This is a genomic window from Mucilaginibacter paludis DSM 18603 (assembly GCF_000166195.2).
Taxonomy (GTDB): Bacteria; Bacteroidota; Bacteroidia; order Sphingobacteriales; family Sphingobacteriaceae; genus Mucilaginibacter; species Mucilaginibacter paludis.
The window spans coordinates 604,429-628,856 of record NZ_CM001403.1; the positions used below are offsets into that span (position 1 = coordinate 604,429).

Here is a 24,428-nt window from a genome sequence, read left to right on the forward strand (position 1 = left end):
ACCATGCTTCTTAAAAAAACATTATCAACATTTTAAAAACATCAATAACAATAAAAACGAGATAAATATTTGTTATTAATAATGCTTTTTAAGTATTTCTAATGAATCTTTAGACCTTACATTTATTATGTAAATCTCTTAGCAAATATTAACTTTTTCATTTTTTTTATGAATGATTTTTCAAATAAAGTGCATGAAAAAGTATACGCAAATTTAACGGTATCACTATTTTGTGATCAGATTAAATGGAATGATGTTTTAAAGAATCTTATCATTCCATATTTAAACCACATCCCAGCTGGTGCTAAGCCTATTTATTGGAAGTTAATATTAAGCAATACTGCGGAAGAAATTATATTATCGTTATTTGTAGAAAAAAGTGTAAGTCCTAATTTAAAAAGTTATTACGATGATTATTTATCCGAGATTCTTATTCAGAATGAACTTGGAGAATATTTGACAAAAGGATTTTCTACCGGGTTTTCTTTAAACAGAGAGCGTTTCTTCGTCTGCAAAGAAGATTTAGGTGCCTACCATTTTGAAAATAAACTTTCAGAGCTAATAATTGATCATTTAAGTATTGATATTATTGACGATGAAAGCATTATAACATTTGCTTTCTTATTATCTACTTCATTAATTCTTTTTTTTTCAAATAATGGCTTGGGCAATAAAGATATATTAATTTATAGTTTTCACTCGCCATCTTCTAATTTATCAAATGAAAGGTTAAATGAACTTTTTAGTGAAAATGAGGGTTCAATAAAAAGCCTATTTAATTCAATAATTAACGATATCGTGCCCTGTGAATGGCAACACAAATGGATAAAAATGTGTTGTAATTATTGGGAGTCCTTTCAAAAGCATAGCTACCCTGTTGACTTTTATGGATTTTACAGAAGAGTTGTTTATTTGATTTTTAAACACTTAGGTCTATCCGCTGATGATTCAGCAGTTTTGGGTGTCTTTATTGAAAATACATTTGCTAACCAAACTACAAAATGATAGCTAAAAACTGTAGCCAAGTTGTCCTTTTGCTAACAAAAAATATTTCGCAGTCCCTACTAGATACCTACAATCAACTTAATTGTGCTATGAAAGAATCAGGACTTGTTCATATAATGTTTCATGCTGGTTCTACCAATGAAATACCAGACGATCTATCGGAATATAACAGCTTTAGTTTCACTAACGAAATTCTTTATGAGTTAAATTTCAAACCAATTCAAGATAGTTTACTACCTGGAAGTAATCATTTTCCGTTACTTAAATTTTATCTAGAAAATCCCTTTTTTGATTATTATTGGCTTATCGAAGATGATGTCCGGTTTACTTGTAATTGGGGTAGTTTATTAAAAACAAAAACTCACTCTGATTTTATAACCTGTCATATTCGCTCATATCAGGAGGAACCTTTATGGTATTGGTGGAATACATTATCGCATCCTAATCACTTTATCCCTTTTGATTTGCGTTTAAGATCATTTAATCCTATATATCGCATTTCAAACGAAGCATTATTTGCGCTCAGCCAGCTGCTAACTGAAAAATGGCAGGGGCATCATGAGGTTCTTATACCTACTTTGCTTTACCTCGAAAGTTTTAATATTGAAGACTTTGGCGGATTGGGCACATTTGTAAAGGATGAATTTAAAAACAGATTTTATATTGATAGCTCGCCCGATTTGTCAGGTATTATGCGGGATGGAACGATTAGATTTCGTCCCACAATACATCCTTCAGAGATGGCGTTGCCAAGCAAGTTATATCATCCGATAAAACAAATTTAATCAGCATTACTTTGATTTCTGATTAAGATTGGCATAAAAAAACAAAGTTGCTTTAAATCATATTCTTTTGGAATTAGGTACCCATTAATTATTAAAGAAGGAGTGCGATTAATTCGATTTATATTACACCATTCAGAGTGGCTTTTTATTATAGTGTAATCTTGAAGTTCATCTGTTAATTGAAAATATTTTTTGAATTTGTCAGTATTCATCAATTTAAACCAAGTAGACAATATGATTTTTAACTGGGAGGGCCTTAAAATATATGCTTGCAATATTTGCTGAGTAGCTCGGTAGTTTAAACTACTTTCATCATTCTCCACAGAAAATCTTATCGTTAAAAAAATATCATCTGGATAATTCTCTAACACTCCCTCAATCGCCTCATGTAATTCACTGCAATATTGGCAATGCGGATTAGTTACAATTAGTATTTTTGTTTTTGCGAGAGGGCTTCCCACCAACAAGTCGCCCTTAACAGGAGCAGTATCAACAAACTTTTGACAAGATAAATAGTTAAAAAAGTAGCGAGGATTATATTGCCTTTTAAGCAATTCAATTGATTTATTTTGTTCGATTATTCCATTTAATAATATCTTTTTTATGTAAATCCATGAACTAGAAATAAGCAAGCTGAGTAGAAGTACTGGCATTGAAACTACGAGACCATTTTCTATTGCTTTAACATCAAAAGTGATCAATCCTATAAAAGTATTTAATAGTAATATTGCGTCTATGCAAAGGCATATCCGGCACCACATTTTTATTTTAAATTTTTGCGCAATAATAGAGTACAATACAACAGGAATTGAAATGCCGCAAAAAGGTAGAATTGAAGTTAAGATTGGCGAAGTCATGCCTACTGACATTAAAATTAATGCCCATAAGCAAAGACAAGCGAAATATACTAGTCCAAAATCGGCCAATCCTAGATCCATTAATAATTTCGGAGAGTAGTCGTTATTAAATTTAAGGCAGCTTTGACCGACTTTTGAATTGCAAAACTTCTCCAAGGCTAGCGAATCAACGTCGAATTCGGAGAGTAACAACATAATACATAATACAAGGCCAATAACATTAAGTAAAAAAAAAGTAGTCGAATAAAAATTGAAATGTAAGGATAGTATATACAAAACCATCACAACCATCCCGCCGGTAAAAAACTTATTTCTGAGTTTAATTGTATTTTCTTCCTGCTCAAATATTTTCAGCTGGGTGGATAAGGCATGATCCTGTTTTTCGATTGTTATCATAATGCCATCCCAACTTTCATAAAATTCATTTAAGTTATTGATTAACTGAATTTTAGTTTTAACAATTTCAAAATCAGACACATTTTTTCTTATCGTATGTCCTAAAAAAGGATATTTAATATTATGCAGCGAATTCTTGTCAATTTTTAAAAAGGTATATTTAACATTAAATAGGGAGAATAAATCCATCATACTCGATGCATTTGGATATTCAGGGTGTGACAACATGTGACCTTTCACTATCCTCAAGGGTAGGTTAAAATCATTGCTTTTCATGAAAAGATATACTGTCTTCCAAAATTGCATCGCTTTATGCAGGGTTTAATTTATCCACATTGAAAAGAAATAATGAACTGCGTAGGACTCCGATAGCTTCTCTTCAATAAAAGTGGGAACCATGCCTAATTTGAAAATCTCTCGACTTTCCAAAGCAGTTATAGGTGATAAAAATTTACTTGGTATAACACAAATATCATTCTTCTTTTCATAGTTCTGATAAGCGATACCTAACATCCCTGGTCCAGTGGTACTGAGAACATAATTTAATTTGTCGTGTACATCGATATTCGGGCCGTCTAAATGCTTTTTTAATGAACTAATAACGAAACTCAGAAAGCTACTCTTTTCCACCGAGGCAATTAACGCGTTGCCAATAACTTTGTATTCCGAAGATTCTTCCGATAAATAACAATCGTGGTTGCTAAAGAGATCAGAAATTGATTTGATACATTCATAATCCATATCAACATACACTCCCCCAATTTCATGAAGGATCAAATACTTTAATACATCCACCTTTTGGATGCTATAACGATATCTTGAAATCAATTCCGCCATATTAGGATATTTTTTTTCTATGAGATGCTGAGTCGATTCCTTATCCCATAAAATATACTTATAATCAGGATGATTTTCCCGCCATGTACGGCTCAACTCTTCACAATACCTAGGGAGCGGCTGATTATCTTCAGAAATCCAAATCTGATGTATGATTTTATTTATCATAGGACATTTGCTTTAGTTAATTACTCCGGAGGGATTATACGGATCATAATGGCACTTTATCGGTTTGGCATATAAGTCAGATACATAGGCCCTGCAATCAGTGCATATATATCTAAACTCACAATCTTTACAGACATTTATCGAATCCTTCTTTATTTGCCAAACCCTTGTAAAATTAGACTGATTAACTATTTCATTAAGAGATATGTCGTTAATATTGCCAAACGAATTTGGCAATGATGGGCAATTTTTTATTTCTCCTCTTTTATCAATCGAGATTTTTCTATTTAAACAACTATTAAAATTTACGGATTCAGTAAATGAGGTTATATTGACAGAAAAATTATACTCGCTTATTACCCCGCAATGGGTCTCATCCGATATTATTGTATCAATAGAAAAAACTGTTGTAGCCAATTCTGTAAAAACAGGTTTAGGGCAACTGTGAAATAGTACATGGGTTAAAACCGTATTTTGTGCAAGTAAATCTTTTATATCCTCCTCTAATATTAAAGAATCATATTTTATAACCAGGTTTATATATCTTAATGAAGAATTCTTTGTCTGTAATATGAGTCCCTTGATAAAATTCAAATTGACAACATCAAAAAATCTCAGCTCCAGCGCCTGACAACGTAAAAAAGAAAGTTGATCAACTATTTTTTTGAAATTGTGATTTGAAGCCGCATCAAAATCTACTATTGCATTAGTAATTAAACATGGGGAATCCCAGTCTAAACTAATCGGTGGGAAATTATTGGGAAAATCAGAAAAAAATATATACTCTTTTTTTAATAAAAAATCGATGTACTCATCAACAATAACCTGATCTTCAATTGAAAAGTCATTCTTTATTTCATTTATACTTTTGCCATTATAGTAAACCAAGAAATCATACATGGAATTAGGAATTATTTCATATGTGGTTCTTTGCAAATCGCATATCGTACTTCTTACAGCTCCCTTTACAGGGATGCAGCTTGCATATAATGTCATTTTGCTCATACCTCTATATTATTTATTGAAAGATTGCTTTCATGGGTCACTAGTAAACTGATCGCTTTATAAAAGGGGATTACATCAAATGCACCTGCGTTATAATATGTATTCCCTCTAACTGGCTCTGTAATTTTGGTTACATCTGGAACAGGTGTTAAAAACTTAAGCAACAATGGTTCCTTTATCTTAATATTGTCTTCCATATCAATATTCAATTACCTGGTGTTATTTGTTCTGAAATTAAACTATTCGCCACAACTCTTTCCAAATAGTAATTACAAGGAAAAGATACCATAGAGAACTGGCCTACGGGATTTACTTCTAAAAACACGTATTCATTTTTTGTGTTCAATAAGATATCTAGTGAGCCACTCTTCAAATTCAATATTTCCATAAAGTCACGAATTTTGCTCTCTACAGTGTCCGGCAATTTGTAGGGAACATACCTATTAGGCTTTGCAAAATTGTAATTCCTGAAATCAACACTGGTTTTTTCATCATAACTTGAAAAAATTGCCATCGAGTAACATATGTCTTTATGAAAAAAAACACGAATCTCTATTATTTTTGATATCGCCTCTTGAAATAACGATGGAAAAAATAATTCTGGAATTTCTGATAACTCTTTTGTGACTTTTGCTGTATAAATAACGTAGCAGCCTTCGGTTGAGCCGATAAGTGTTCCATCCTTAACGGGCTTTATGATAATTTCTTCAATATTGTTCGTTTTTACAAAAACTTGTAAATCCTTTTTATTGTTAGTGATAATTGTATTTGGTATTTTTAATCCTACTGATTGAGCAATTTCTAACTGCTTAATCTTTATTGGATATTCTCGAAGAAATTCTGGTTTATCATCCCAATTTTTACCTTTCAGTGCGAAAAAAAAAGCTCGGGTAACTCCGTCAAATTCAGATTTGATAAGAGGAGCTATATCTTTAAGAAAAAAATTACTATTAACCGGCATGTGATCTTCTAAACTTCGTAAAACCATCCAGCGCCTAAACCATATAATATCAGCCGCTTCAATGCCTGAATTGGTTTCTACCTTAACGCCATCACCATTGGTCAACTTTAAATTAAAAGTTAATTTATCTAAGATATCCAAACCGTTAACCCGTTTACATTCATGACCATAATAATGGATCCAATCCATTATTAATTCTGTTGTAAATTCACTATTGTGATGGCTAATTATTAGTATCATTTTCCTTGGATTGTTATAATACGTATTGGGGAAAACCTTTTATTAAATGAATATATTACCTCTTCCTCATCTCGTTACCCTGATTTAATTTAGCTTTAAGCGCATTTATCACTTCTACATCAACCGATGGGTCAAATTTACGTGCGAAATGGGATTCACTTTTAATTAAGACAACCAGATCAGACACTGTCATTATCTTGGGCCTTCCCCGGTTTTCAGACCAGTCAATGTGTCTTAAATTATTATTTACTACTTGATTTTTAAAGATAGAATTCATTATAACCGTCACTATTGCAAGTTCATCTGGTATTAACGTGTACTTGAAAAACATTAATTCGTCGGGGTATTGCATAAAATGATCTATGATATATTCAGCGCAGGCGGCAGTTATTGTAAACCACATAGAACCACCAAAAGGTTGTAAATTATTAGGAAATTTTCTTGTAAAGTTCTGTTTGCGCTGATCTTCGATAAAATTTCGGCTTGCCTGCATTCCCAGTGTATCAATCATCCAGAAGTGCTCGTAACGATCTTGTCCACCTCCCCAACCTGAATGAGGAATGGTATGATATTCAATAAACTCTTTACCTGCATTTTGCTCCAAAAAATCGATCATTTCGTCGGATGTTTTCAAAGGGAAGTCCTGACCGCTGATTAGATAGATGTAATCAAAGCAATTTAAATGTAAAGCTCCCTGTATAAGATTTAAAACTGCCATTAACACACTGAAGCCACCCCAATTAACGTTTTCACGTGCATCTAGAAAATACACATCAGCGCCTTGCGGTAACTTCCTGTTGATTTCATTAATATCTACTTTGACCTTTTCATCAAAATGTATAAGAAAACTAACTTTGGGGTCATTAAGGCTGGTTACAATGTCAATTATATGTTCGAAATTTTTATGAGCAATTATTAGATAAGCAACTTTCATAGTAAAAATCTTTTCTTGTATAATTTCAGTTGTTTTTATTGGGAACCTCGTTTTTTATATCGTCATTTTTTATACCCCTTTTATTCTTTACAACATTGCTGTTTAGCTTACCGAAACGATAGCTTAGCTGGATAGCGGCACTACGATAGAAACTATTTTGATGAATTAACTGAGTAAAATTATTCGCGGTTGTTGTTGATTTTGTGGTGAAAAATTTATTTTGAGGATTTGAGATATAGCCGCCAATTGTTAATTTCTTTTTAAAAAAGTCCTTAGAAATGCTTGTTGAGTTATAAAAATAACCATTATCGTGTCCTTGAAGGCTAATTGTTCTACTGTTGTAACCAGCACTGAAACCAACGCTTATCCCATTCTTCAATTGATAATCTGCTGAGGCTACAAAATTACCCTGGAAGCCCTTATTTGAATATCTTATACTGTCAGTTTGGGCACTTAACATCCTATAATATAATGATGAATTAATGCTTAAATTTATTGATTTAGATAAAGGGTAATTTAAGCTAAGATTAAACCCGATCTTCCTGCTTTTTCCTAAATTCTGATAAGATAAAGTTGTTATAGAATCTTGAGGATTATACGTTGTCAGATGCTCTATTGTATTTCCCGCAAATTCGTAGTTTAATCCCAAGCTTAAATAGCCCGAAGAGAATTTGCTAAATGTAACTTCAATGTTATGATTTAAAGTAGGGACAAGATCGGGATTACCTACAGTTACAAACTTAGGATTGATTTTATTTACAAAAGGATTAACCTGCCATATACTAGGCCTTTGGATTCTTTCTCCATATCCAAAATTAATACTGGCCGTTTGACCAAGTGAAATTTGACTAGAGACAGAGGGTATAATATTAAGATAATTCCTATCATAAGTGGTATTTGTGGACACAAAGTCAGCGTTTAACGTTGTATGCTCTAATCGCGCGCCGAATTTTACTGCTACTTTTGAAAATTTTAATTGATAGGAATTATATAAGCTATAAACATTTTGATCAAATTTAAAAAAATTATTACCGCCATCATTGCCATCATCATTTGTCACAATACTAGTTAGGAAATTACTGGTATTACTTCTTAGAATCATTTTTCCTCCAGCTTCAATAGTGATTGTTTTTTTAGGCTGAATATAATCTACTTGAAGTGTATGCTCATTTGACTCAGCATCGTTTTTCTGGTTATAATCATTATTATTATAGTTGAATTGTTTCGACGTTGCTACCCCATTTTCCTGTTTGTTGGAAATGAATGAGTATTGATAAGAAAAGGTCAGATACTGCTTTTTATTTCGTTTAAAACCTTTTTGATAATTAAACGAAACATCAGCGGTATTAAACAAACTATTTCCTGTACTATTTATATCAAAACTTTGAGTCAGCTCATTGTTAGCGTTGAAGAGTACATTAGTCAGTTCAATACCTTGCGTCGAATAGTAGCGATTATAGCCACCAGATCCTGTTATTAAATTTAATGTATCTGGTTGATAGCTGATTTCAAGATTTCCTAAGCGATAATTGTTGGAGTTAGTGGTTTGCCCGTTTTGATTAAGAACACTATAGGTAGGGCTCGTTTGAGTTTGGGCGCTTTCATAGCCTAGTTCCCTGGTATTTTGCCACCCCAAACCAGCATAAAAGATTACCCCCAGTTTATTCTTTTTAAGATTCATTAGAATTGAAGAACTTGTACCATATACAGTATTATAACTTGAATTAATACTGCCGTTGTAACCTTGTACAAGTTTCTTTTTGGTTATAATATTCAGTATACCGGCCAGACCTTCACTGTCATATTTAGCTGGTGGTATCGTGATAACTTCAATTTTTTCAATGTTACTCGCAGGCATGGCTCTAAAAACATCAGAAGGGTTTTTCGCCACTAAGGATGACGAGCGACCATCAATTAATATTTTGTAATTACCACTGGCTTTGAGCTTAATAGTTCCGGTTGCATCTACGGTGATTAATGGGACTTTATGTAATATTTCTAATAGAGATTTTGTTTTACTTTCAGGGTCGGCTTGCACATTGTATGATATTCTGTCTACCTCCTGCTTAATTATTTGCTTCCTACTTGTAACTATGACTTCGGCAAGTTGATGCAGTTTCGGAGATAAAAGTATTTCCCCAACATTTTTTCTGAGTGCCAAGTTTTGATTAATAGTAATATTCAATTGTTTTTCCTCATATCCGCTATATGTAAATACAAGTCGGTATGTTTTATATAAGAGGTCATCAATTACAAAATGGCCATTGGTATCAATGGGGGTAACAGATTTTACCTTGACATTATTCTCCTGATAAACAGAAATGATCCCTTGTCCACAATACGTTTTTTTTAATGAATCCAGAACGACACCTTCTATACTCCCATTTGCTTTTTTATTCTGTGCAAATGCCAATGAGTGTAAGGCAAGTAAGGAAAATAGTATTAGTTTTTTCATTGGTGAATTATTATGTAATGTTGGCTAGGGTCGGTTATAATTACTGAATATTGAATTAAATAATGCTGTAAATAGACTTTGGTCCCGTATGACAATATACACACGACAATTCAGCCCGTTCTTCAATATTGGCCTGTCTCCGGTTATCGGCGTATTAATAACTTGAGGTAAACTAACAAAAACAGTAAAGTGCCCGTTAGTAATTATGTCAGAAACATTGCTAATTCTTCCATTGATTACTCCATACTTTTGATAAAAAAATGCATCCGTTCTTAATTGTACTGACTGACCAACATGAACTTTGCCCAGGTCGTCTTCATTAAGAGGCACTTCGAGATAAAAATCTGTTTTAGGCACTACATAGCCAATGATTTTTTTAGGTGCAAGGTTAACATAAGGACTTACTGTAGCGAGATTCCAAGTTAGTTTTCCATCGGTAGGCGATTGCAACGTGTAATTTTTGAGCCAGCTGTTTATTCCAATTAGTAATTGTTTAGTCTTTAAGGGAGTTATTCGTGGAGATTCTTTAAATATGCTGTCGAAAAGCCCCTGAATACCACCTAATTTATTAAAATTGTTGTTGATAGATTTATTTAAGGAACGTGTATCTTCTAAAACTTTTTTTAATTTTAATATTTCTGCAAATTCGTTCTTACCTTGAACTATAGCGATAATTTCATCCTTTCTTACAATGTCATTGTTTTTTGCCAATAGGCTAAAATAATTACTGCTATTTGTTTCAATAGGTACTGGCAGATTCGTCGCGATTAATTTGGAACTTTTTATTATGTAATTTGGGTAGCGAAAGAAAGTTGCACCTATGAACATCAGTACAAAAAAAGCTACAATGGTTACCAATGCCCATGTGTTGCCAAAATTCTTTTTTTCAGATAGAATCTCCTGGGCCAGGGCCGAGCGGCGATACTTGCTTGCTTTAGCATTATTAATTATTTCAATTACGTCCGTAGACGAAGTATTATGATCCCGTTTGTCCATCTAATTCTAGTTGATTTTTCACAAGTTCATAATACAACCCTTTGAGTTTAGTTAAGTCCGCATGGTTTCCTTGTTCAGCGATCTTACCCTCATTCATCACAATGATCTTATCGGCATTCTTTACAGTACTAAGGCGATGGGCAACAATAACAACAGTTCTTTTTGAAAATACTGCTTTTAAATTTTCTGTTATTGTCCTTTCATTGTTTGCGTCTAAAGCATTTGTCGCTTCATCAAAAAAAAGATATTCCGGATCTTTATATATCGCCCTTGCAATAAGTAAACGCTGTCGCTGGCCTTGACTTATACCAACCCCATCTACTCCCAATAAAGTATAGAATCCATTCGGTAGAGTATCAATAAAAGGATAAATGTTGGCTATTTTAGCACAATAAAGGAGTTTTTCATAATCAATGATTTCTGAACCGATTGCGATATTTCTTGCTATCGATTCGTTAAATATGTAGCCATCTTGTAGAACTGCCCCGCATTGTCGCCTCCAAAAAGAAGGATTAATATTTCTCAAATTACTATTACCTACTCTAATATCACCTTCGTAGTAATCATAAAACTTCATCAATAATTTAAGTAGCGTCGTTTTTCCACTTCCGCTCATACCTACTATAGCTGTAACTTTGCCGGTCTCTATTTCTATATTTATATCGTCTAATGCAAACCTTAGTCCTGAACCAGGATATTTGAAACTCAGCTTTTCCAAATAGATGGATTTATTCTCGGGTAAATGATCGACATAAACTATTTCCGGGCTTTCCTCTTCAGGTAATTGATGTACTTCATTAATTCTTTCTAAGCTAATTCTAGCATCTTGTGTTGCTTGAATAAACTTAACAATCTGTTCTACCGGGTTACTTAATTGACCAATAATATATTGAATCGCAACCATTGAACCGAGTGTGAAATGCCCATCAATAACAAGTTTTGCTGTCAAGAAAGTTATTAAGAAATCCTTTCCTTGATTGATAAAAAGCGACCCGGTTTCCTGAATTTGGCTATAACTTAATGACTTAGAACTTAACTTAAAAATGTTAGTCTGTATATTCTCCCAATCCCAACGCTTTAACTGTTCCGCGTTATTTAATCTTATTTCTTGCATCCCCTGAACAAATTCCAAAGTGGCATTATTCTCTTTTGAATATATATGAAAGGATTTATAATTCAGTTTACGTCTGATTTTTAAGAATATGGTTATCCAAAAAACATACAATATACTACCACAAATAAATATCAAGTATAACAAACTATTAAAGGACAAGAGAACAAAGGACAGGGCAGTCAAATTAACAATGGAAAAAAGAGTAGATAGTGAGGATCCCGTTAAATAATCTTGAATTTTCTTATGATCGTTTATTCTCTGCAGTGTATCCCCTGTATGATGTAAATCGAAATATGAGACCGGAAGCCGTGTTAATTTCACCCAAAAATCTGACAGGATTGATATGTTTATAATATTAGAAATCCTCAAAAGTATTCTACTTCTAATAAATTCTATCGCTGTTCGACCGAACATCAACGATAGTTGAGCAATTAATATAACTACAATTAGATTCAGATTATTTGCATTTATTCCGACATCAATTATAGCCTTGGTCAAAAATGGAACAACGAGCTGTAATGCGGATGTGGCTATTAAAGAAATGAATACCTGGGCTATTGGCCATTTACTATCAGTTAGATATTGTAATATAATCTTCCAATTAAGATTGTTTTCTTTATCATCCGGTTCTTGGTAAAGCGCAGGAGTCGGTGTCATTAACAAGGCCACCCCGGTTTTCTTCTCATCTTCCGCGTCGTCAGAGAAAGCCCATTGATCAAGAAATTCTTTTTTACTAAGATGAATAATGCCTTTGCCCGGATCAGCAATTTTGATCTTCCAATCCCTTCTTCTGTATGCAATTGATATTAATACAACAAAGTGGTTTTGATTCCAATGCAGTATGCATGGAGTTGATACTTCAGTTAATTGACGAAGGTTCAACATTACCCCTCGCGTTCTGAAGCCGATTTTTTCAGCGGCTTCACTTAATCCAAGAACAGAGGTGCCCTCTTTATTGAAGCCAGAGAGTCGCCTAAGAGTATCGGTATTAAAATGCTTTCCGTGGTAATGGGTTATCATTTTTAAGCATACCGGCCCGCAATCCATTGAATTAAGTTGTCGATAAAACACAAAAGCCATTTACCAGGATTTATAAGATTAATAAATATTTAATCCCATTTACTAATTCTGTAGTAAAGGACTGGGATTATTTTTTAATAAATTTATGATGGAGTAATCGATTACTTTTCTTTGTTCATCTGAGATTGCGAGTTGAGCATGCATCAGTTCTATTATTAAAGAATGAAGATACCTTTTCTCACCAATATCAATTTTATTTGGAGTGAAGCTATTTAAGCTAATTGCTTTTTCAATTTGGTTTTGGCATATTGTTTCCCATTTTTTTTTCCATCCATCAGGGTCGGAGGAATAATATATATCTTTAATTTCGGTCAAAGCCTCTATACTAAACATGGGATTATTTTCATTTATCTCATTAGATATTTCTTTGCAGTAGATCGGTAAAACTGATTCAATATCCATCGACCATAAAAAATGGATTAAAGCTACGTGTAAATAGAGTGCAAATGTTAAAACGACTTCGTTAGTAATTTCATAATCAACGATCTCTTCTATCAATAACTGCGTAAACAGGACATTAAAATCAATGTAGCTATCTAATAATTTATATTTACCGTATTCATAGTAAAAATCTTGCCTGTATAATCCAAAATAAATGGCGTTACTTTCAAGTGATAAAAACGCACTTTCATGGCGATAATTTAATCGATTGCTATCAAATTGGCTTTTTACGAAATATTCCGAAAAAAACTTTCCGGCTTTGCGTGCCAATATATCCTTTTTATTATGTTGCGTATACAGTGTTAGTCTAAGATTATCTCCTCGACTATAGCTGAAAGCAATTGAATATGATTTCACAATTTCTAAACATTGCATTTCATAAATAAAAGGCTTTATTGCATCATTTATCAATGAATTCCAATATCGATCTTTACAAAAAATGGACGTTGATAAATGAGTTAGTTTTTCGAGTTTCATTCTACAAGTCTATATTTTTATCGGTGTGCTGTAATCAAAATTTTTATAAACCAGGCCGCTTCCGAAGGATTTATGGTTTACAATTCCCAATTTATTACGTTTGTTCTTCAAGAATAGAGTTCTATTGAAATGAACATAGTTGAAGGCCGCAATTTCTGCCATTAATGTGGGGTTTGCCCTGTAGTAATGCTCTTGGTCTACTCGGCTTACTAAAAAATCATTCTTTGAAATTAGTTGTAGTGTCTGGTTAGACCTAAGGAAAGTCAACTTTAACTCTTCTTCTTCAAAGCTCCAAGACCCTTTCCTCCAAGATTTGCTTTTTTTCGCAAATAGGAATGTTTTCTTTGAAGAATAGGCAGATTTATAATTAAATGATGCTTTAACTATATTATCTATTATATCGCCCATTTCAAAAGTTCCATTTTTATAAATGATAAGTATTCTAGAAACAAAAGGGGTAATATAATGGATAAAAATATTTTCAATTTGAGCTAAAATCGTATTAGATGAGTGTCTATCTACATCTGAGTGATGAATAAAACTAAGGAATTGGGGCTCTGTAATACGAAATGGATTAACGCCAACGAATGTAAGGCGATTAATAAAATCCACATCCTCAAAACCGTAAATATTCATTTTTTCATCGAATCCCTTAATTTGAATAAAGTTTTCTTTTCTGACACAAACCTTTCCACCTGTATCGCCAGGGATGAGGAAATCATTGTTATCATCATAAATATTCAAAGGAGTTAGTACTATATTGCTATTATTATTAAACTGTTTTCTTATATAGTCCACAAATCCATTTCCCAAATAGTGATCAGCATTAATATTACAAACGATATCACCATTACTCAATTTAAAGGCTAAATTTTTGGAGTGGCTGTGATTAAAAGAAACCGGATCGAAGGTTTTAAAATAAATAAGTTTACCATTCGCTATCATTGTTTCAAACGCGTTTTTAACCCACGACTCCATATTGTCTTTAGAATTGTAATCCAGCAATACAATCTCGACATCGTCATCACGGCAGCATTCTTTAAGATTATCTTCCAAGGTTTGCATCAAATGGTTTAGGCGATTCATAGCTATGATGCAGAATGAAATCTTCATTTATAAATTTTTGTGGTTCGGGAAGGTTCTTAAGATTTATTAATTAAAAAAAAGGTTGCTACAATTGGCAACCTTTTTTTACAGTCAGGAATTAATCAAATTTCCCATCTGTGCAATCACCATGATCGCCAGTGTTTGTACAGCCGGTATACAAATAAGTATAACCGCCAGTAAGTTTAACCATTTCTTCTCTTCTTAGAGTCTTCGGTTGTGTTGACTCATCTTGTTTTACCAAATTTGTTAACTTGAGCTTCATAAGTATTAATTGCAACCCGCAAATTCACCATAAATTTGCATTGGCAATAACTAAGTTATTACTGTTTCTAATAAAAGACAACAAGACTAATATTTTTAATAAGTTGCTACTATTCTAATTGTATTAGTAAAGAAATAGCAATCTTACTTGTATATAATTAATTAAATGTCAATTAATTGCTCTATTTTCTGCTTGACAAGACATGCTAATAACAAGAAAAATCAACCAATTTTCCCACACAAGGGTATTTTAATCTTGTATTTTTAATTTTTTTTTGAAGTAAACATAAGGGGTGTGTTGGTTAATTATCCCGATAAGGGGAATTTTTATACTTTTATAGGGATATATAGCTCCACCTTATGACAATAAAACACAACATCGATTTTCAGAAAGCATCTTTTAAAGATTTTGAACGAATACCGGATTTGAACGCTTTTCAGCGAGCCGAAATTTTTAAGGATTTTACGGATTACATGGAAGTACAGGGACACATGAACTACCGTTTTGTAACGAGTAACGGTTGCGGCCCAGAAATGTGGGTAAGTTCACCATTCCAGATAGAGCCTAAAAAATGTGTCAGCCTGGTTTCCAATGATTATTTAAATTTCACCCAGCATCCCAAAGTAAAGGCGGCGGCCATTGCAGGAATAGAAAAATATGGGACCGGGGCCGGGGCTTCTCCCCTGATCGGGCATAGCCGTCAATTTAAGTAGCTGTACTCATATATTGTTGATTTTCAGTTATTTAATTTTTAGGCGCGGTTTGCCCGCATGGGCAAACCTATGTATTTTTACTCTCATATTTTTCGTTTTTTAAGGCGGGGAGGTTTAGATGGCCCCGCCTTTCTTATTTTTGTTTAACTATCTAAATATAGTATTTAAATATCTAATAATCAAATACTTATTACAATTTCTTCTATTTTTAACCTATGTTTTCTGTGCTCTTTTGAAAGGTGCTTTAAGTTTAATTTCTCCAACAGAGCTAACCACTTTGAGCATATCCCTAAAAGCTGCGCTCGCAATTCTTCTTTCGTAGAAGCGATTAGTCGATGCACCTTTAAAACACTAATTTGACCTATCTTACCGATAGCCATGCATATTTTCCAACTCAAAACTGCCCAGATCAACTTACTGTATAATATACTGGTTATACGATCCGAACTTCCTTTGGGGAACGTGTGTATCTTTAAAAACGACTTCCATGCTTTAAAAACCAATTCTATCTGCCATCGCAGGTGATATAACTTTTGGATCAATTCAGCGCTATATTTTTCGCTCACCAGGTTGGTAACAATAAAGTTAAACCCTGCCCGCTCTTTGAATCCCTTACTGGTGGTACTGCCTTTCTTTTTATTGTACTTTTCAGTATTGGCTATCCGCCTTGCCTTGAGCTCTTCACTTACCGGTTCTATTATTATCCTTACCGGCATCTTATCAGCTCCGATATATACCTGTTGATCAAATACGCCGGTTATGCCTTGTAGTTTCGACAACTCTAACTTTTGGTATTGGTCGTCCTTTAATAGATAAATCGTTGTTTTCGGACATAATTTATTAATAAAGAAAGCTTTGACTTTGTTAATATTGTTCATATAACTCAAGTGAGTGTAACCCAGATCTCTCATATATAATACCCCCGGCTGAATTGATGCCTTGTCCAGATGACTCTCACCCTGGTCATTTGCGTTGGCCGGAGTTACTTTGATATCGCTTTTACCACTTTTGATTTCAAATTCAAATTGTACAGATGCTCCCGCTTTCATCCCACTTCCTTTTGTTCCGGGGAATGTCTCTGCAATAACTTCCGGCAACGCGAAACGGGTAGAATCTTTGATACGGATCTCCAAGCCCTGTGTTTGCTCTTGCGGTAACTCAACTGCTATTAATTGCTCAAAAACGGCTTGTACAAACTTTGTCATATTGCTGTGATGTCTTTGATGCAATGCCTGCTTCGAAATATCAAGCCCATCCCTCCGCATTAACTGCATACTCATGCCGTTAAACGATTGATCTCCATCAAATAACGCCATATCCAATAGTTCCTTGCCTCCCACTTTTCGTTTGCGTTGTATAGCCTCTGTTTTACGGGCCAGGCCATCTAACACCGTTGGTTCAAATAGTTCCGAACTCATTCGCTCGAATAATGACTGCAATTTTGCAGTTCCGATTCTTGCTCTAAAAAAATTTTATCCCTTTTTTTTCTAAAGTTGACGGCTATGCCCTGATCGGGGGGCATCACGAATACCACGTAGCATTGGAGGATAAGCTTTCCGCATTCTTTCATCGCCCGAAGGATTCATCTATCATTTACACCACCGGGTATACGGCAAACAGTTCGACTTTGCTGGCCATGCTGAAAGCTGAAGATTGCGCCATTGTAGATATGGCCGTTCACGCCAGCGTCTATGAGGGCTTGTATGAAACGAACATCAAAAAATTCCCTCATAACAGCCTCATTCACCTGGAAAGAGCCCTGATCGATGCGCAATCGAAATTCCTTACCCGCTTGGTGGTGATCGATGGGGTCTATTCGCAGGACGGAGATCTGGCCCGGATGAATGAAATTTACGACCTTACAAAAAAATATGGGGCCTTTTTAATGGTAGACGATGCCCACGGGATCGGGGTTCTCGGTGAAACCGGACGGGGAGCTATCGAGCTGTTTAATTTGCTGGATAAAGTAGACCTCATATCGGGCACTTTAAGCAAGGCGTTCGGGCATATCGGCGGTTTTGTCATTGCCAAGCCGGAAGTCGCCAATTACCTTAAATTTCAATCCCGGCAGCAGGTATTTTCTTCAACCTCCACTCCTGCAGCCGCAGGCTTACTGGTGGCTATCGATTTAATCGATGAAGAACCGGAATGGCGCGCTAAACTTGCCGACAATGTCGCTTATTATAAAAAGGGGTTATTGGATATGAAACTGGACATTGGCAACACAGCCTCCCCTATCATACCTATAAAGGTCGGGGATGCACATAAAACGGGCGATGTGGCACGATTGCTGTTGCAGGCCGGGGTATATACCAATGCTATCGTTTATCCCGGCGTATCCCGCAAGGATGCGCGGATCAGGACAAGCCTGATGGCAACCCATACCCGTGAACACCTGGACATCGTTTTAAATGCATTTGAATATGTTAATCAAAAGGTAAGGATTGCCAAGACCGATAGTTAGTAATGTAATATCACTGCGACAAAGCACATTCCCTTCCCCGGCAGGCTGATACCGGTGGCCCCTGTTATTAAAAATGCATAAATTAGTCGGCACGAAAAAAACATAATGACAAAAAAAAGATACCAGGGGCCATCTAATGACAGGGAGCGTTCTACCCAAAAGCTGATCGAAGCTGTTGGGACAGTGATCAAAACCAAAGGCTATACCGGCCTCAGCGCCACCAATATCGCCAAAGAGGCAGGCCTTAGCAGGCGGCTGATCACCATTTATTTCGGCACGGTAGACAGTTTGATCGAGACTTACGTCCGCAGCAAGGATTATTGGGTTGCAGCCCCCGGTAATGCAGTGGATTTGATGGAAGAAAAAAAACAATCAGGTACTAAAGATATTCTGGAAGCCATGCTGATCAACCAGCTTGATTATTTTTCTACCGAAGAAGAAATGCAAAAGATCATTTTATGGCAAATAAGCCAAAGTACCAGGATCATGAAGGAGATTTGCGAGGAAAGGGAATTGCTCAGTAAGCACTTTTTTGCCTTGTCGGATCAAGAGCTGCAAGGCAAAGACATTGATCTGCGGGCTGTCTCAGCTTTATTGGTAGCAGGCATTTACTACTTGGTGCTGCACACCAAATCAACCGATACTACTTTTTGTGAAATCGACCTGAATACAACGGAAGGACTAGCAAGGATAAAAAAAGCGATCAGTTTAATACTGGCGAATACCTACCAATAACGAATAGATCGATTTAACCAATCAATAGACAGCCGATGCCATAGCTATGGCATCAGAATTTAAGAGGCAACCCATGCGATCATATATGATCCTGGCGTACAGGTTGGCGGCAAGAATGATTGTCCTTTGCTCATCGGTCAACGAGTCAGTAAAAGCCACTGCCCGGCCATACTCGTATAGGCTCGGGCCGATCCTGTTAATTTCGGTTCTTATCCGTACTTTACTGCCGCAGCATGCAGTCGCGCCGATCTTATTCAATCGCTGCCTTAATTCTTTAGCTTGCTGCATCATGATATGACGCTCTCCTATCAAAAGTCAAAGATGAAATTTATATAATACCCTTTCGTTCCTCCCGACTAAGGTATTCGTCATCTATTTGAAGTGTATGCATTTAACTATAAATTGATAGGCAGGTTATTGTAGACAGGGTGATTTTTTAAATAATCGTTGTTATTCATGGTGCAGCCTCCCGTTTTGTTGTGAATTGCAAATAAATTACTTATTGGGCTATTAGCCAAGGGAAAAGATTTGCCTAAAAAGGAAAAAAGACAATAATTTAACATTGGATTTTGGTTTTTTATTGAACTTACTATATTTGTAATATCATTGGATATAGACGGTAAAAAATAGTCAAACCACGTGAAATAGTTCATTTTGTTATGAGTTGAAAAATGCCCTAATCTGCACCCTGTTAAATTTAAAAGTTTGTAAGCTCCAGATTAACAACAATATAGAGAATTCAGGATGCATCCTGCCATCCCGACTGATAGCCAGTCAAAATGGTTTAAAAACCCGCAAATCACACTGATTTGCGGGTTTTTTGTTTTATTTCATACCAAGAAACCCCAATCAATATCAAAGAAGATGTGAGCAATTGCGTGAGTGATTTTAGTTATTTAAATTCGCTCACACAATTCGATATAAGTAATTGATTGTCAAATATTTATATCGTTTATTTTGATGTTTTTTGGTGCGTTTTAACCTCTGTTTATGTGAGCGAAATTCATCATCTGCATCAAAGATTATCAAGTTAACATAAAATAGATTGATATGAGAAGCAGCAACACATTTGGTATTCAGTTTGTAATCAGGCTACCCAAACAACAAAAAAACGATCAGGCCACAGTATTCGCCCGTATTTCCGTTAACGGCAGGCGGTGTGAAATCTCTTTGAAAAAGAAAGTCAACCCGCAAAATTGGGACGAGGCGAAAGGAAAGGCACGGGGAACAAAAGATGAACCCCGTAAACTCAATGAGCATATAGAGCGGGTGCGTACCTTAATTGCCGATGGTTATCACGAGTTAGTTCAGCAGAAAAAAGTTATTACTGTAGATGCCGTTAAGTCATTGTTCCTCGGTGCAGACGAAAATGAAATAACCTTAATTAAGCTTGGCGAATACCATAACACCGAAATGAAAGATAAGCTGGCTGATGGTACAATGAAAAACTATTATACCACCCAAAAATATATCGCTAAGTTTTTAAAGGAAAAATATCATAGAAGCGATATTAGTCTTGCAGAACTGAACTACAAATTTATCCTGGACTTTGAAACGTACCTAAGCAAGCATCAACCTAAAGACCACCAAAAACCATTGCATAACAATGGTATCATGAAGCATATTGAACGATTATGTAAAATGGTTAATATGGCGGTTACAATGGACTGGCTTGCAAAAGACCCTTTTGCCAAATACAAACAGCACTTTGATAAGGTGGAGCGTTTTTATTTGACCAAAGAAGAACTATCCACCATTGAAAAGAAAAAATTTACTATAGAACGTTTACAGGTGGTTAAAGACCTTTTTCTTTTCAGTTGCTACACTGGCTTAGCTTACATAGATACCATGAACCTGACCGCCGGAAACATTGTTAAAGGAATAGATGGCAACGATTGGCTAATCACCAGCAGGCAGAAAACAGATACAGATGTGCGTATACCGTTATTGCCGCAAGCTGAAGAATTGATAAAAAAATATCAAGACCACCCCAAAGCTGTAAATCATGGAACTTTGTTCCCGGTAATCTCAAATCAAAAAACAAATGCTTATCTCAAAGAGATAGCCGACCTATGTAATATTAATAAAGCGATTACATTTCATATCGCCCGTCATACGTTTGCTACTACGATAACTTTAAGCAATGGTGTGCCGATTGAATCGGTAAGTAAGATGCTTGGGCATACTACAATACGCTCTACACAAGTATATGCTAAGGTGGTAGAACAGAAATTGAGCGAGGATATGCAGAACCTGAAAAAGCGAATGGCTAACCAGTAATTAAGCAGATGAAGTAAATTATTAATCAAAAGTTGCCTGAAATGGCAACTTTATTTATATTTGTATAAGTTATGAGCGCAAGCATTAAATTTAGAACCATAACGATCTATAAGCAATATTTCCCGGAGTTCTTAGCTAAACAACGGCAGAAAGTTAAAGATAAGATCATCTGGACATTTAAATTGATCGAAGAAGTACAGCATGTGCCTGAAACCTATTTAAAACATTTGGAGGGTACAGCAGGATTGTTTGAAATAAGGGTGCAATCTGGCAACGATATTTTTAGGATATTTTGCTTTTTTGACGAGGGGAAATTAATTGTACTGGCTAATGGGTTTCAAAAAAAGACACAAAAGACACCCAAACAGGAGATCGAAAAGGCATTAAAAATAAAAGAGTTATACCATGAAGAAAAACGATAATCTGATTACGCTGGATGACTTTATAGATAAAGAGTACGGCAGTGAAGGAACACCTAAGAGGGAAAAATTTGAACAAGGTTTTGAAGAGTTTAAATTAGGTGTGTTAATTCACGAAGCCCGCAAGGCCAAAGGGTTGACACAAACCGAACTGGCTGATAAATGCGGGACAACTAAAGCTTATATATCCAAAGTAGAAAATGATGTACAGGATGTACGGGTAGCTACTTTAAGAAAGATCATTGAAGTAGGATTAGGTGGACATCTTGAACTTTCTATTAAATTGTAACTTAAATTCGAATAAGTCAATCTCAACGAATCTTGTTTTATTATTACTGATGCTCTTTTAAGAATGTTTCAAAACTTTTTAACGACATTTCTGATTGATCGGTTTTAGAGATCACATCTCCTGATGTAGTTAAAATGAATTTCGCCGGATATCCAGATATAGAGAGTTGTTTATTTAACTGGATACTTTTGCTGTCATAAATTACTGGATATTTTATGCCCAGTTCCTTGCTTCGTTTAACGACATAGTCTTGATCGAGTTTCCCATTAGAATAATCAGTATTCACAGCAATAAAGATTACATCGTCACGTAATTTTAGCATTTCATTAAAAGAATTTAGCTCCGGTATTTCCGCTAAACAAGGTCCACAACCTGTATACCAAAAATCGACAACTATGTATTTTGCTTTCTTAATTTTATCTATTGGTACCTCGTTAATGGCAAAATTCCATGTCTTAGGCAAATCAATATGCTTTTCGGCATACTTAAATGACGATGTTGAAAGCTTTTGTTGTAAATTTGCATACATCTCTTTACCCTTAATGGCATCAACTTTTAAATACATAACTTTTAACGTTTCCCGATCAAGGTTATCAGGAGTTGTATTGATAGCCAAGGTGTTAAGTAAAGCAAAAGATTTATCTCTAGCTCCTTCACTGTTGAATTTAGTAATTAATTCCCTTGCAAGATCAACAGCTCTTGACCTTGAATATTTGTCCACGTTTAATCCAGTAACTAAGAAAGTAAAAGCCTTGTCAAATTCTCCTTTATAAAAGCTATTACGGGCGTTTAAGGGATAATAATATTTATCAAGGTCTTGCAATTGTTTTGTTGCAGCGTGAGATATCGCAGTGTCAGGACTTTTGGCAAGGGAGTCAAATAAAACGCTAAAATCTTTATAAACATTGAAAGTTTTAAAAAATGTTTCCCTGCTGATTTTTTTTCCAGAGCCAATGGTTAATGTATTCCCGAGGTTTCCACTATGGATCGTGCTAATAATATCCTGATCTGGCAAACGGCGAAGCATAGCATAATCACGTTCCATAGCAGGAGCCATGTAATTTGCCACCAGATAATCGCCATAAATCGATCCGATATCTAGATTTTGAGTTATACTTGCCAATGTCCAGAAATAACAATAGGCATCAATATTATTAAATTCGCCAATAATTAATTTTTTACTATATTTTTTAAGTGAGTCATTAGATACTTTTTCCCATCCAGTTTGTATAGCTTTAAAAAGACTATCTATCTGAGATGTTCTCTTTATCTTTAAAGGAGTTTGTTTCAATTGAGGGCTTATATAAGCATCGCTGATAAAATATTGTTGGACTAAACTTCGACTTCTGACGGTCTGAGAGTAGCTTTCAAAAGAGATAAAACAAAGCAGATATACTAATAAAATGATCTTTTTAGTCATTTAGGATTTTATAAGTCTATAATTATGTTGGTAAATATAATACTAATTTATCTACAGGGACAAAAACTTACGTTGGTTAAGCATTCTTCAATCTCAATTAAAACTAAAACAGCGCATTTTCGTTAAGATTTAATAGACCTTAACAAGCTATGCCCAATAAATATTTCAAACCACACGAACGATTTGATCGTAACCCACATAAATATGATATTGGCATTTTTGTGGGATTAAAGAAAGGGTATGAAGATAACCTTTTCATAAAAAAACTATTTACCCTACGTGAACAGGAATACGCCGATTATTACCAATATCACTTAGTTTATTTCTTAGGAAAGGAGCCGCAAGGTGAATCGGAGTTTTTTTCTTTTGTTTGGCAGATCGTTATCAGACGTATTAGATACCTTGAAATTAAAGACCCGTTCAATTCAAGCCATGCGCTTGATATGGAATTACTTGAAAAGCTGTTACACTTTCAAAAGTATCTCCGATCTATTGACCAGTGGAATACCCAAAAAACTTTGCCTGAAATCATTGCAGACCAACAGGAAGAAATCAGGAAACAACAAATAGAAATTGCGGCGCTAAAAGACGATTTAAAGGCGGCAAGGAAACTGGAAACACAAGAGTTTATCAATATAGCGGATGGTTACTTGTTAAGTTTTGTAGATATATGCCTGCAAGCACAGGAAGCCCTGTTACCGGACACTGGCAAAGAACTCGTTTTCTCGCAAACGCAGATCGTATGGAGTAAAATGATTGCGAAGTATTTCAAGGAGGGAAATAATGAGATAAGTTCGGAAACGGTTCGCCGCTATTTTCCGGGAAACAAGAAAGACCCGGGCATCAAATACGCCAAAGTTCCGCCGGAATTAAAGTTATTTAAACTCACACCCGCCAAGAAGCGGAGTTAAAACTTGCACGGTTTAACCTTAGTAATCTCTCCCACCTATAAGCTATAACAGCTTAGATTACAACAATATACAAGCTT

24 protein-coding genes are annotated in these 24,428 nt (G+C 35.0%); 9 read left to right on the forward strand and 15 right to left on the reverse strand.

Translation table 11 applies throughout. The features are described 5' to 3' along the window. Positions 1-168: 168 nt before the first annotated feature. Complete coding sequence (locus MUCPA_RS02510) at positions 169-1,005, forward strand: hypothetical protein (protein ID WP_008504240.1); 837 nt, start codon at positions 169-171, stop codon at positions 1,003-1,005. Beyond that, entirely contained in the window at positions 1,002-1,790 is a 789-nt protein-coding gene (locus tag MUCPA_RS02515; RefSeq protein WP_008504241.1) for a hypothetical protein, read from the forward strand. The genes MUCPA_RS02510 and MUCPA_RS02515 overlap by 4 nt, the downstream gene beginning before the upstream one ends. On the opposite strand, the gene MUCPA_RS02520 is transcribed toward MUCPA_RS02515, so the two are convergent. The 12 genes from MUCPA_RS02520 to MUCPA_RS38105 form a co-directional block, all read right to left on the reverse strand. Further along, the gene (locus MUCPA_RS02520; protein ID WP_169316148.1) at positions 1,787-3,319 is read right to left on the reverse strand and encodes a thioredoxin domain-containing protein; all 1,533 of its coding nucleotides are present in this window, start codon (positions 3,317-3,319) and stop codon (positions 1,787-1,789) included. The genes MUCPA_RS02515 and MUCPA_RS02520 overlap by 4 nt on opposite strands. Positions 3,320-3,364: 45 nt before the next feature. Then, positions 3,365-4,048: a glycosyltransferase family 32 protein gene (locus MUCPA_RS35590; RefSeq protein WP_008504243.1), complete on the reverse strand. Its 684-nt coding sequence runs from the start codon at positions 4,046-4,048 to the stop codon at positions 3,365-3,367. Positions 4,049-4,060: 12 nt separating this feature from the next. Beyond that, positions 4,061-5,053 (reverse strand): grasp-with-spasm system SPASM domain peptide maturase, encoded by a 993-nt coding sequence (gwsS, locus tag MUCPA_RS02530; RefSeq protein ID WP_008504244.1) that lies wholly within the window; start codon positions 5,051-5,053, stop codon positions 4,061-4,063. Then, on the reverse strand, positions 5,050-5,250 hold the full coding sequence (locus tag MUCPA_RS02535) for a hypothetical protein (RefSeq protein ID WP_008504245.1): 201 nt from the start codon (positions 5,248-5,250) through the stop codon (positions 5,050-5,052). The genes gwsS and MUCPA_RS02535 overlap by 4 nt, the downstream gene beginning before the upstream one ends. Before the next feature lie 8 nt (positions 5,251-5,258). Further along, positions 5,259-6,254, reverse strand: coding sequence for a grasp-with-spasm system ATP-grasp peptide maturase (gene gwsG / locus MUCPA_RS35595; protein ID WP_008504246.1), 996 nt, complete (start codon positions 6,252-6,254; stop codon positions 5,259-5,261). A 55-nt stretch (positions 6,255-6,309) separates the two neighbouring features. Next, positions 6,310-7,188, reverse strand: coding sequence for a glycosyl transferase family 14 (locus tag MUCPA_RS35600; RefSeq protein WP_008504247.1), 879 nt, complete (start codon positions 7,186-7,188; stop codon positions 6,310-6,312). A 25-nt stretch (positions 7,189-7,213) separates the two neighbouring features. Further along, positions 7,214-9,643, reverse strand: a complete 2,430-nt coding sequence (locus MUCPA_RS02550) for an outer membrane beta-barrel protein (RefSeq protein ID WP_008504248.1) — start codon at positions 9,641-9,643, stop codon at positions 7,214-7,216. A gap of 24 nt (positions 9,644-9,667) precedes the next feature. Beyond that, positions 9,668-10,639 carry an HlyD family efflux transporter periplasmic adaptor subunit gene (locus MUCPA_RS02555; RefSeq protein WP_008504249.1) on the reverse strand — a complete coding sequence of 324 codons (972 nt, stop codon included), beginning with the start codon at positions 10,637-10,639 and terminating at the stop codon, positions 9,668-9,670. Further along, positions 10,620-12,833 (reverse strand): peptidase domain-containing ABC transporter, encoded by a 2,214-nt coding sequence (locus MUCPA_RS02560; protein WP_008504250.1) that lies wholly within the window; start codon positions 12,831-12,833, stop codon positions 10,620-10,622. Before MUCPA_RS02560 ends, MUCPA_RS02555 begins: the two co-directional genes overlap by 20 nt. A gap of 42 nt (positions 12,834-12,875) precedes the next feature. Further along, a complete protein-coding gene (locus tag MUCPA_RS02565) occupies positions 12,876-13,751 on the reverse strand; it encodes a hypothetical protein (RefSeq protein WP_008504251.1) in 876 nt (291 codons plus the stop codon). A gap of 9 nt (positions 13,752-13,760) precedes the next feature. Then, positions 13,761-14,864, reverse strand: coding sequence for a glycosyltransferase family 2 protein (locus MUCPA_RS02570; RefSeq protein WP_040625661.1), 1,104 nt, complete (start codon positions 14,862-14,864; stop codon positions 13,761-13,763). A gap of 91 nt (positions 14,865-14,955) precedes the next feature. Then, a complete protein-coding gene (locus MUCPA_RS38105) occupies positions 14,956-15,120 on the reverse strand; it encodes a hypothetical protein (RefSeq protein WP_169316149.1) in 165 nt (54 codons plus the stop codon). 359 nt (positions 15,121-15,479) lie between these two features. Here MUCPA_RS38105 and MUCPA_RS02575 point away from each other — a divergent pair, with 359 nt between their 5' ends. Continuing rightward, positions 15,480-15,833 (forward strand): hypothetical protein, encoded by a 354-nt coding sequence (locus MUCPA_RS02575; protein WP_040625663.1) that lies wholly within the window; start codon positions 15,480-15,482, stop codon positions 15,831-15,833. Positions 15,834-16,012: 179 nt separating this feature from the next. Here MUCPA_RS02575 and MUCPA_RS02580 read toward each other — a convergent pair whose 3' ends face one another. Beyond that, on the reverse strand, positions 16,013-17,251 hold the full coding sequence (locus MUCPA_RS02580; protein ID WP_008503844.1) for an IS4 family transposase: 1,239 nt from the start codon (positions 17,249-17,251) through the stop codon (positions 16,013-16,015). A 92-nt stretch (positions 17,252-17,343) separates the two neighbouring features. Between MUCPA_RS02580 and MUCPA_RS02585 the strand changes: the two genes are divergently transcribed. Further along, positions 17,344-18,297: an aminotransferase class I/II-fold pyridoxal phosphate-dependent enzyme gene (locus MUCPA_RS02585; protein ID WP_262493014.1), complete on the forward strand. Its 954-nt coding sequence runs from the start codon at positions 17,344-17,346 to the stop codon at positions 18,295-18,297. A gap of 105 nt (positions 18,298-18,402) precedes the next feature. Continuing rightward, positions 18,403-19,032, forward strand: coding sequence for a TetR/AcrR family transcriptional regulator (locus MUCPA_RS02590; protein WP_008504253.1), 630 nt, complete (start codon positions 18,403-18,405; stop codon positions 19,030-19,032). A gap of 21 nt (positions 19,033-19,053) precedes the next feature. On the opposite strand, the gene MUCPA_RS02595 is transcribed toward MUCPA_RS02590, so the two are convergent. Then, positions 19,054-19,323, reverse strand: coding sequence for a hypothetical protein (locus MUCPA_RS02595; RefSeq protein ID WP_008504254.1), 270 nt, complete (start codon positions 19,321-19,323; stop codon positions 19,054-19,056). Between the two features lie 759 nt (positions 19,324-20,082). On the opposite strand from MUCPA_RS02595, the gene MUCPA_RS02605 reads away from it, so the two are divergent. The 3 genes from MUCPA_RS02605 (at position 20,083) to MUCPA_RS02615 (ending at position 22,020) form a co-directional block, all read left to right on the forward strand. Beyond that, complete coding sequence (locus MUCPA_RS02605; RefSeq protein WP_008504258.1) at positions 20,083-21,312, forward strand: site-specific integrase; 1,230 nt, start codon at positions 20,083-20,085, stop codon at positions 21,310-21,312. 71 nt (positions 21,313-21,383) lie between these two features. Next, positions 21,384-21,734 (forward strand): type II toxin-antitoxin system RelE/ParE family toxin, encoded by a 351-nt coding sequence (locus MUCPA_RS02610; protein ID WP_008504261.1) that lies wholly within the window; start codon positions 21,384-21,386, stop codon positions 21,732-21,734. After that, positions 21,718-22,020: a helix-turn-helix domain-containing protein gene (locus tag MUCPA_RS02615; RefSeq protein WP_008504263.1), complete on the forward strand. Its 303-nt coding sequence runs from the start codon at positions 21,718-21,720 to the stop codon at positions 22,018-22,020. The genes MUCPA_RS02610 and MUCPA_RS02615 overlap by 17 nt, the downstream gene beginning before the upstream one ends. Before the next feature lie 43 nt (positions 22,021-22,063). On the opposite strand, the gene MUCPA_RS02620 is transcribed toward MUCPA_RS02615, so the two are convergent. Continuing rightward, a complete protein-coding gene (locus MUCPA_RS02620) occupies positions 22,064-23,440 on the reverse strand; it encodes a TlpA family protein disulfide reductase (protein WP_008504264.1) in 1,377 nt (458 codons plus the stop codon). A gap of 149 nt (positions 23,441-23,589) precedes the next feature. Here MUCPA_RS02620 and MUCPA_RS02625 point away from each other — a divergent pair, with 149 nt between their 5' ends. Then, entirely contained in the window at positions 23,590-24,351 is a 762-nt protein-coding gene (locus MUCPA_RS02625; RefSeq protein ID WP_008504266.1) for a hypothetical protein, read from the forward strand. The last annotated feature ends 77 nt before the right edge of the window (positions 24,352-24,428 follow it).

What these genes read in the sequence shown, in the direction of transcription:
- MUCPA_RS02510 (WP_008504240.1), top strand. Translation starts at nt 169, where the DNA reads ATGAATGATTTTTCAAATAAAGTGCATGAAAAAGTATACGCAAATTTA.
- MUCPA_RS02515 (WP_008504241.1), top strand. Translation starts at nt 1,002, where the DNA reads ATGATAGCTAAAAACTGTAGCCAAGTTGTCCTTTTGCTAACAAAAAAT.
- MUCPA_RS02520 (WP_169316148.1), bottom strand. Translation starts at nt 3,319, where the DNA reads ATGAAAAGCAATGATTTTAACCTACCCTTGAGGATAGTGAAAGGTCAC.
- MUCPA_RS35590 (WP_008504243.1), bottom strand. Translation starts at nt 4,048, where the DNA reads ATGATAAATAAAATCATACATCAGATTTGGATTTCTGAAGATAATCAG.
- gwsS (WP_008504244.1), bottom strand. Translation starts at nt 5,053, where the DNA reads ATGAGCAAAATGACATTATATGCAAGCTGCATCCCTGTAAAGGGAGCT.
- MUCPA_RS02535 (WP_008504245.1), bottom strand. Translation starts at nt 5,250, where the DNA reads ATGGAAGACAATATTAAGATAAAGGAACCATTGTTGCTTAAGTTTTTA.
- gwsG (WP_008504246.1), bottom strand. Translation starts at nt 6,254, where the DNA reads ATGATACTAATAATTAGCCATCACAATAGTGAATTTACAACAGAATTA.
- MUCPA_RS35600 (WP_008504247.1), bottom strand. Translation starts at nt 7,188, where the DNA reads ATGAAAGTTGCTTATCTAATAATTGCTCATAAAAATTTCGAACATATA.
- MUCPA_RS02550 (WP_008504248.1), bottom strand. Translation starts at nt 9,643, where the DNA reads ATGAAAAAACTAATACTATTTTCCTTACTTGCCTTACACTCATTGGCA.
- MUCPA_RS02555 (WP_008504249.1), bottom strand. Translation starts at nt 10,639, where the DNA reads ATGGACAAACGGGATCATAATACTTCGTCTACGGACGTAATTGAAATA.
- MUCPA_RS02560 (WP_008504250.1), bottom strand. Translation starts at nt 12,833, where the DNA reads ATGGCTTTTGTGTTTTATCGACAACTTAATTCAATGGATTGCGGGCCG.
- MUCPA_RS02565 (WP_008504251.1), bottom strand. Translation starts at nt 13,751, where the DNA reads ATGAAACTCGAAAAACTAACTCATTTATCAACGTCCATTTTTTGTAAA.
- MUCPA_RS02570 (WP_040625661.1), bottom strand. Translation starts at nt 14,864, where the DNA reads ATGAAGATTTCATTCTGCATCATAGCTATGAATCGCCTAAACCATTTG.
- MUCPA_RS38105 (WP_169316149.1), bottom strand. Translation starts at nt 15,120, where the DNA reads ATGAAGCTCAAGTTAACAAATTTGGTAAAACAAGATGAGTCAACACAA.
- MUCPA_RS02575 (WP_040625663.1), top strand. Translation starts at nt 15,480, where the DNA reads ATGACAATAAAACACAACATCGATTTTCAGAAAGCATCTTTTAAAGAT.
- MUCPA_RS02580 (WP_008503844.1), bottom strand. Translation starts at nt 17,251, where the DNA reads ATGAGTTCGGAACTATTTGAACCAACGGTGTTAGATGGCCTGGCCCGT.
- MUCPA_RS02590 (WP_008504253.1), top strand. Translation starts at nt 18,403, where the DNA reads ATGACAAAAAAAAGATACCAGGGGCCATCTAATGACAGGGAGCGTTCT.
- MUCPA_RS02595 (WP_008504254.1), bottom strand. Translation starts at nt 19,323, where the DNA reads ATGATGCAGCAAGCTAAAGAATTAAGGCAGCGATTGAATAAGATCGGC.
- MUCPA_RS02605 (WP_008504258.1), top strand. Translation starts at nt 20,083, where the DNA reads ATGAGAAGCAGCAACACATTTGGTATTCAGTTTGTAATCAGGCTACCC.
- MUCPA_RS02610 (WP_008504261.1), top strand. Translation starts at nt 21,384, where the DNA reads ATGAGCGCAAGCATTAAATTTAGAACCATAACGATCTATAAGCAATAT.
- MUCPA_RS02615 (WP_008504263.1), top strand. Translation starts at nt 21,718, where the DNA reads ATGAAGAAAAACGATAATCTGATTACGCTGGATGACTTTATAGATAAA.
- MUCPA_RS02620 (WP_008504264.1), bottom strand. Translation starts at nt 23,440, where the DNA reads ATGACTAAAAAGATCATTTTATTAGTATATCTGCTTTGTTTTATCTCT.
- MUCPA_RS02625 (WP_008504266.1), top strand. Translation starts at nt 23,590, where the DNA reads ATGCCCAATAAATATTTCAAACCACACGAACGATTTGATCGTAACCCA.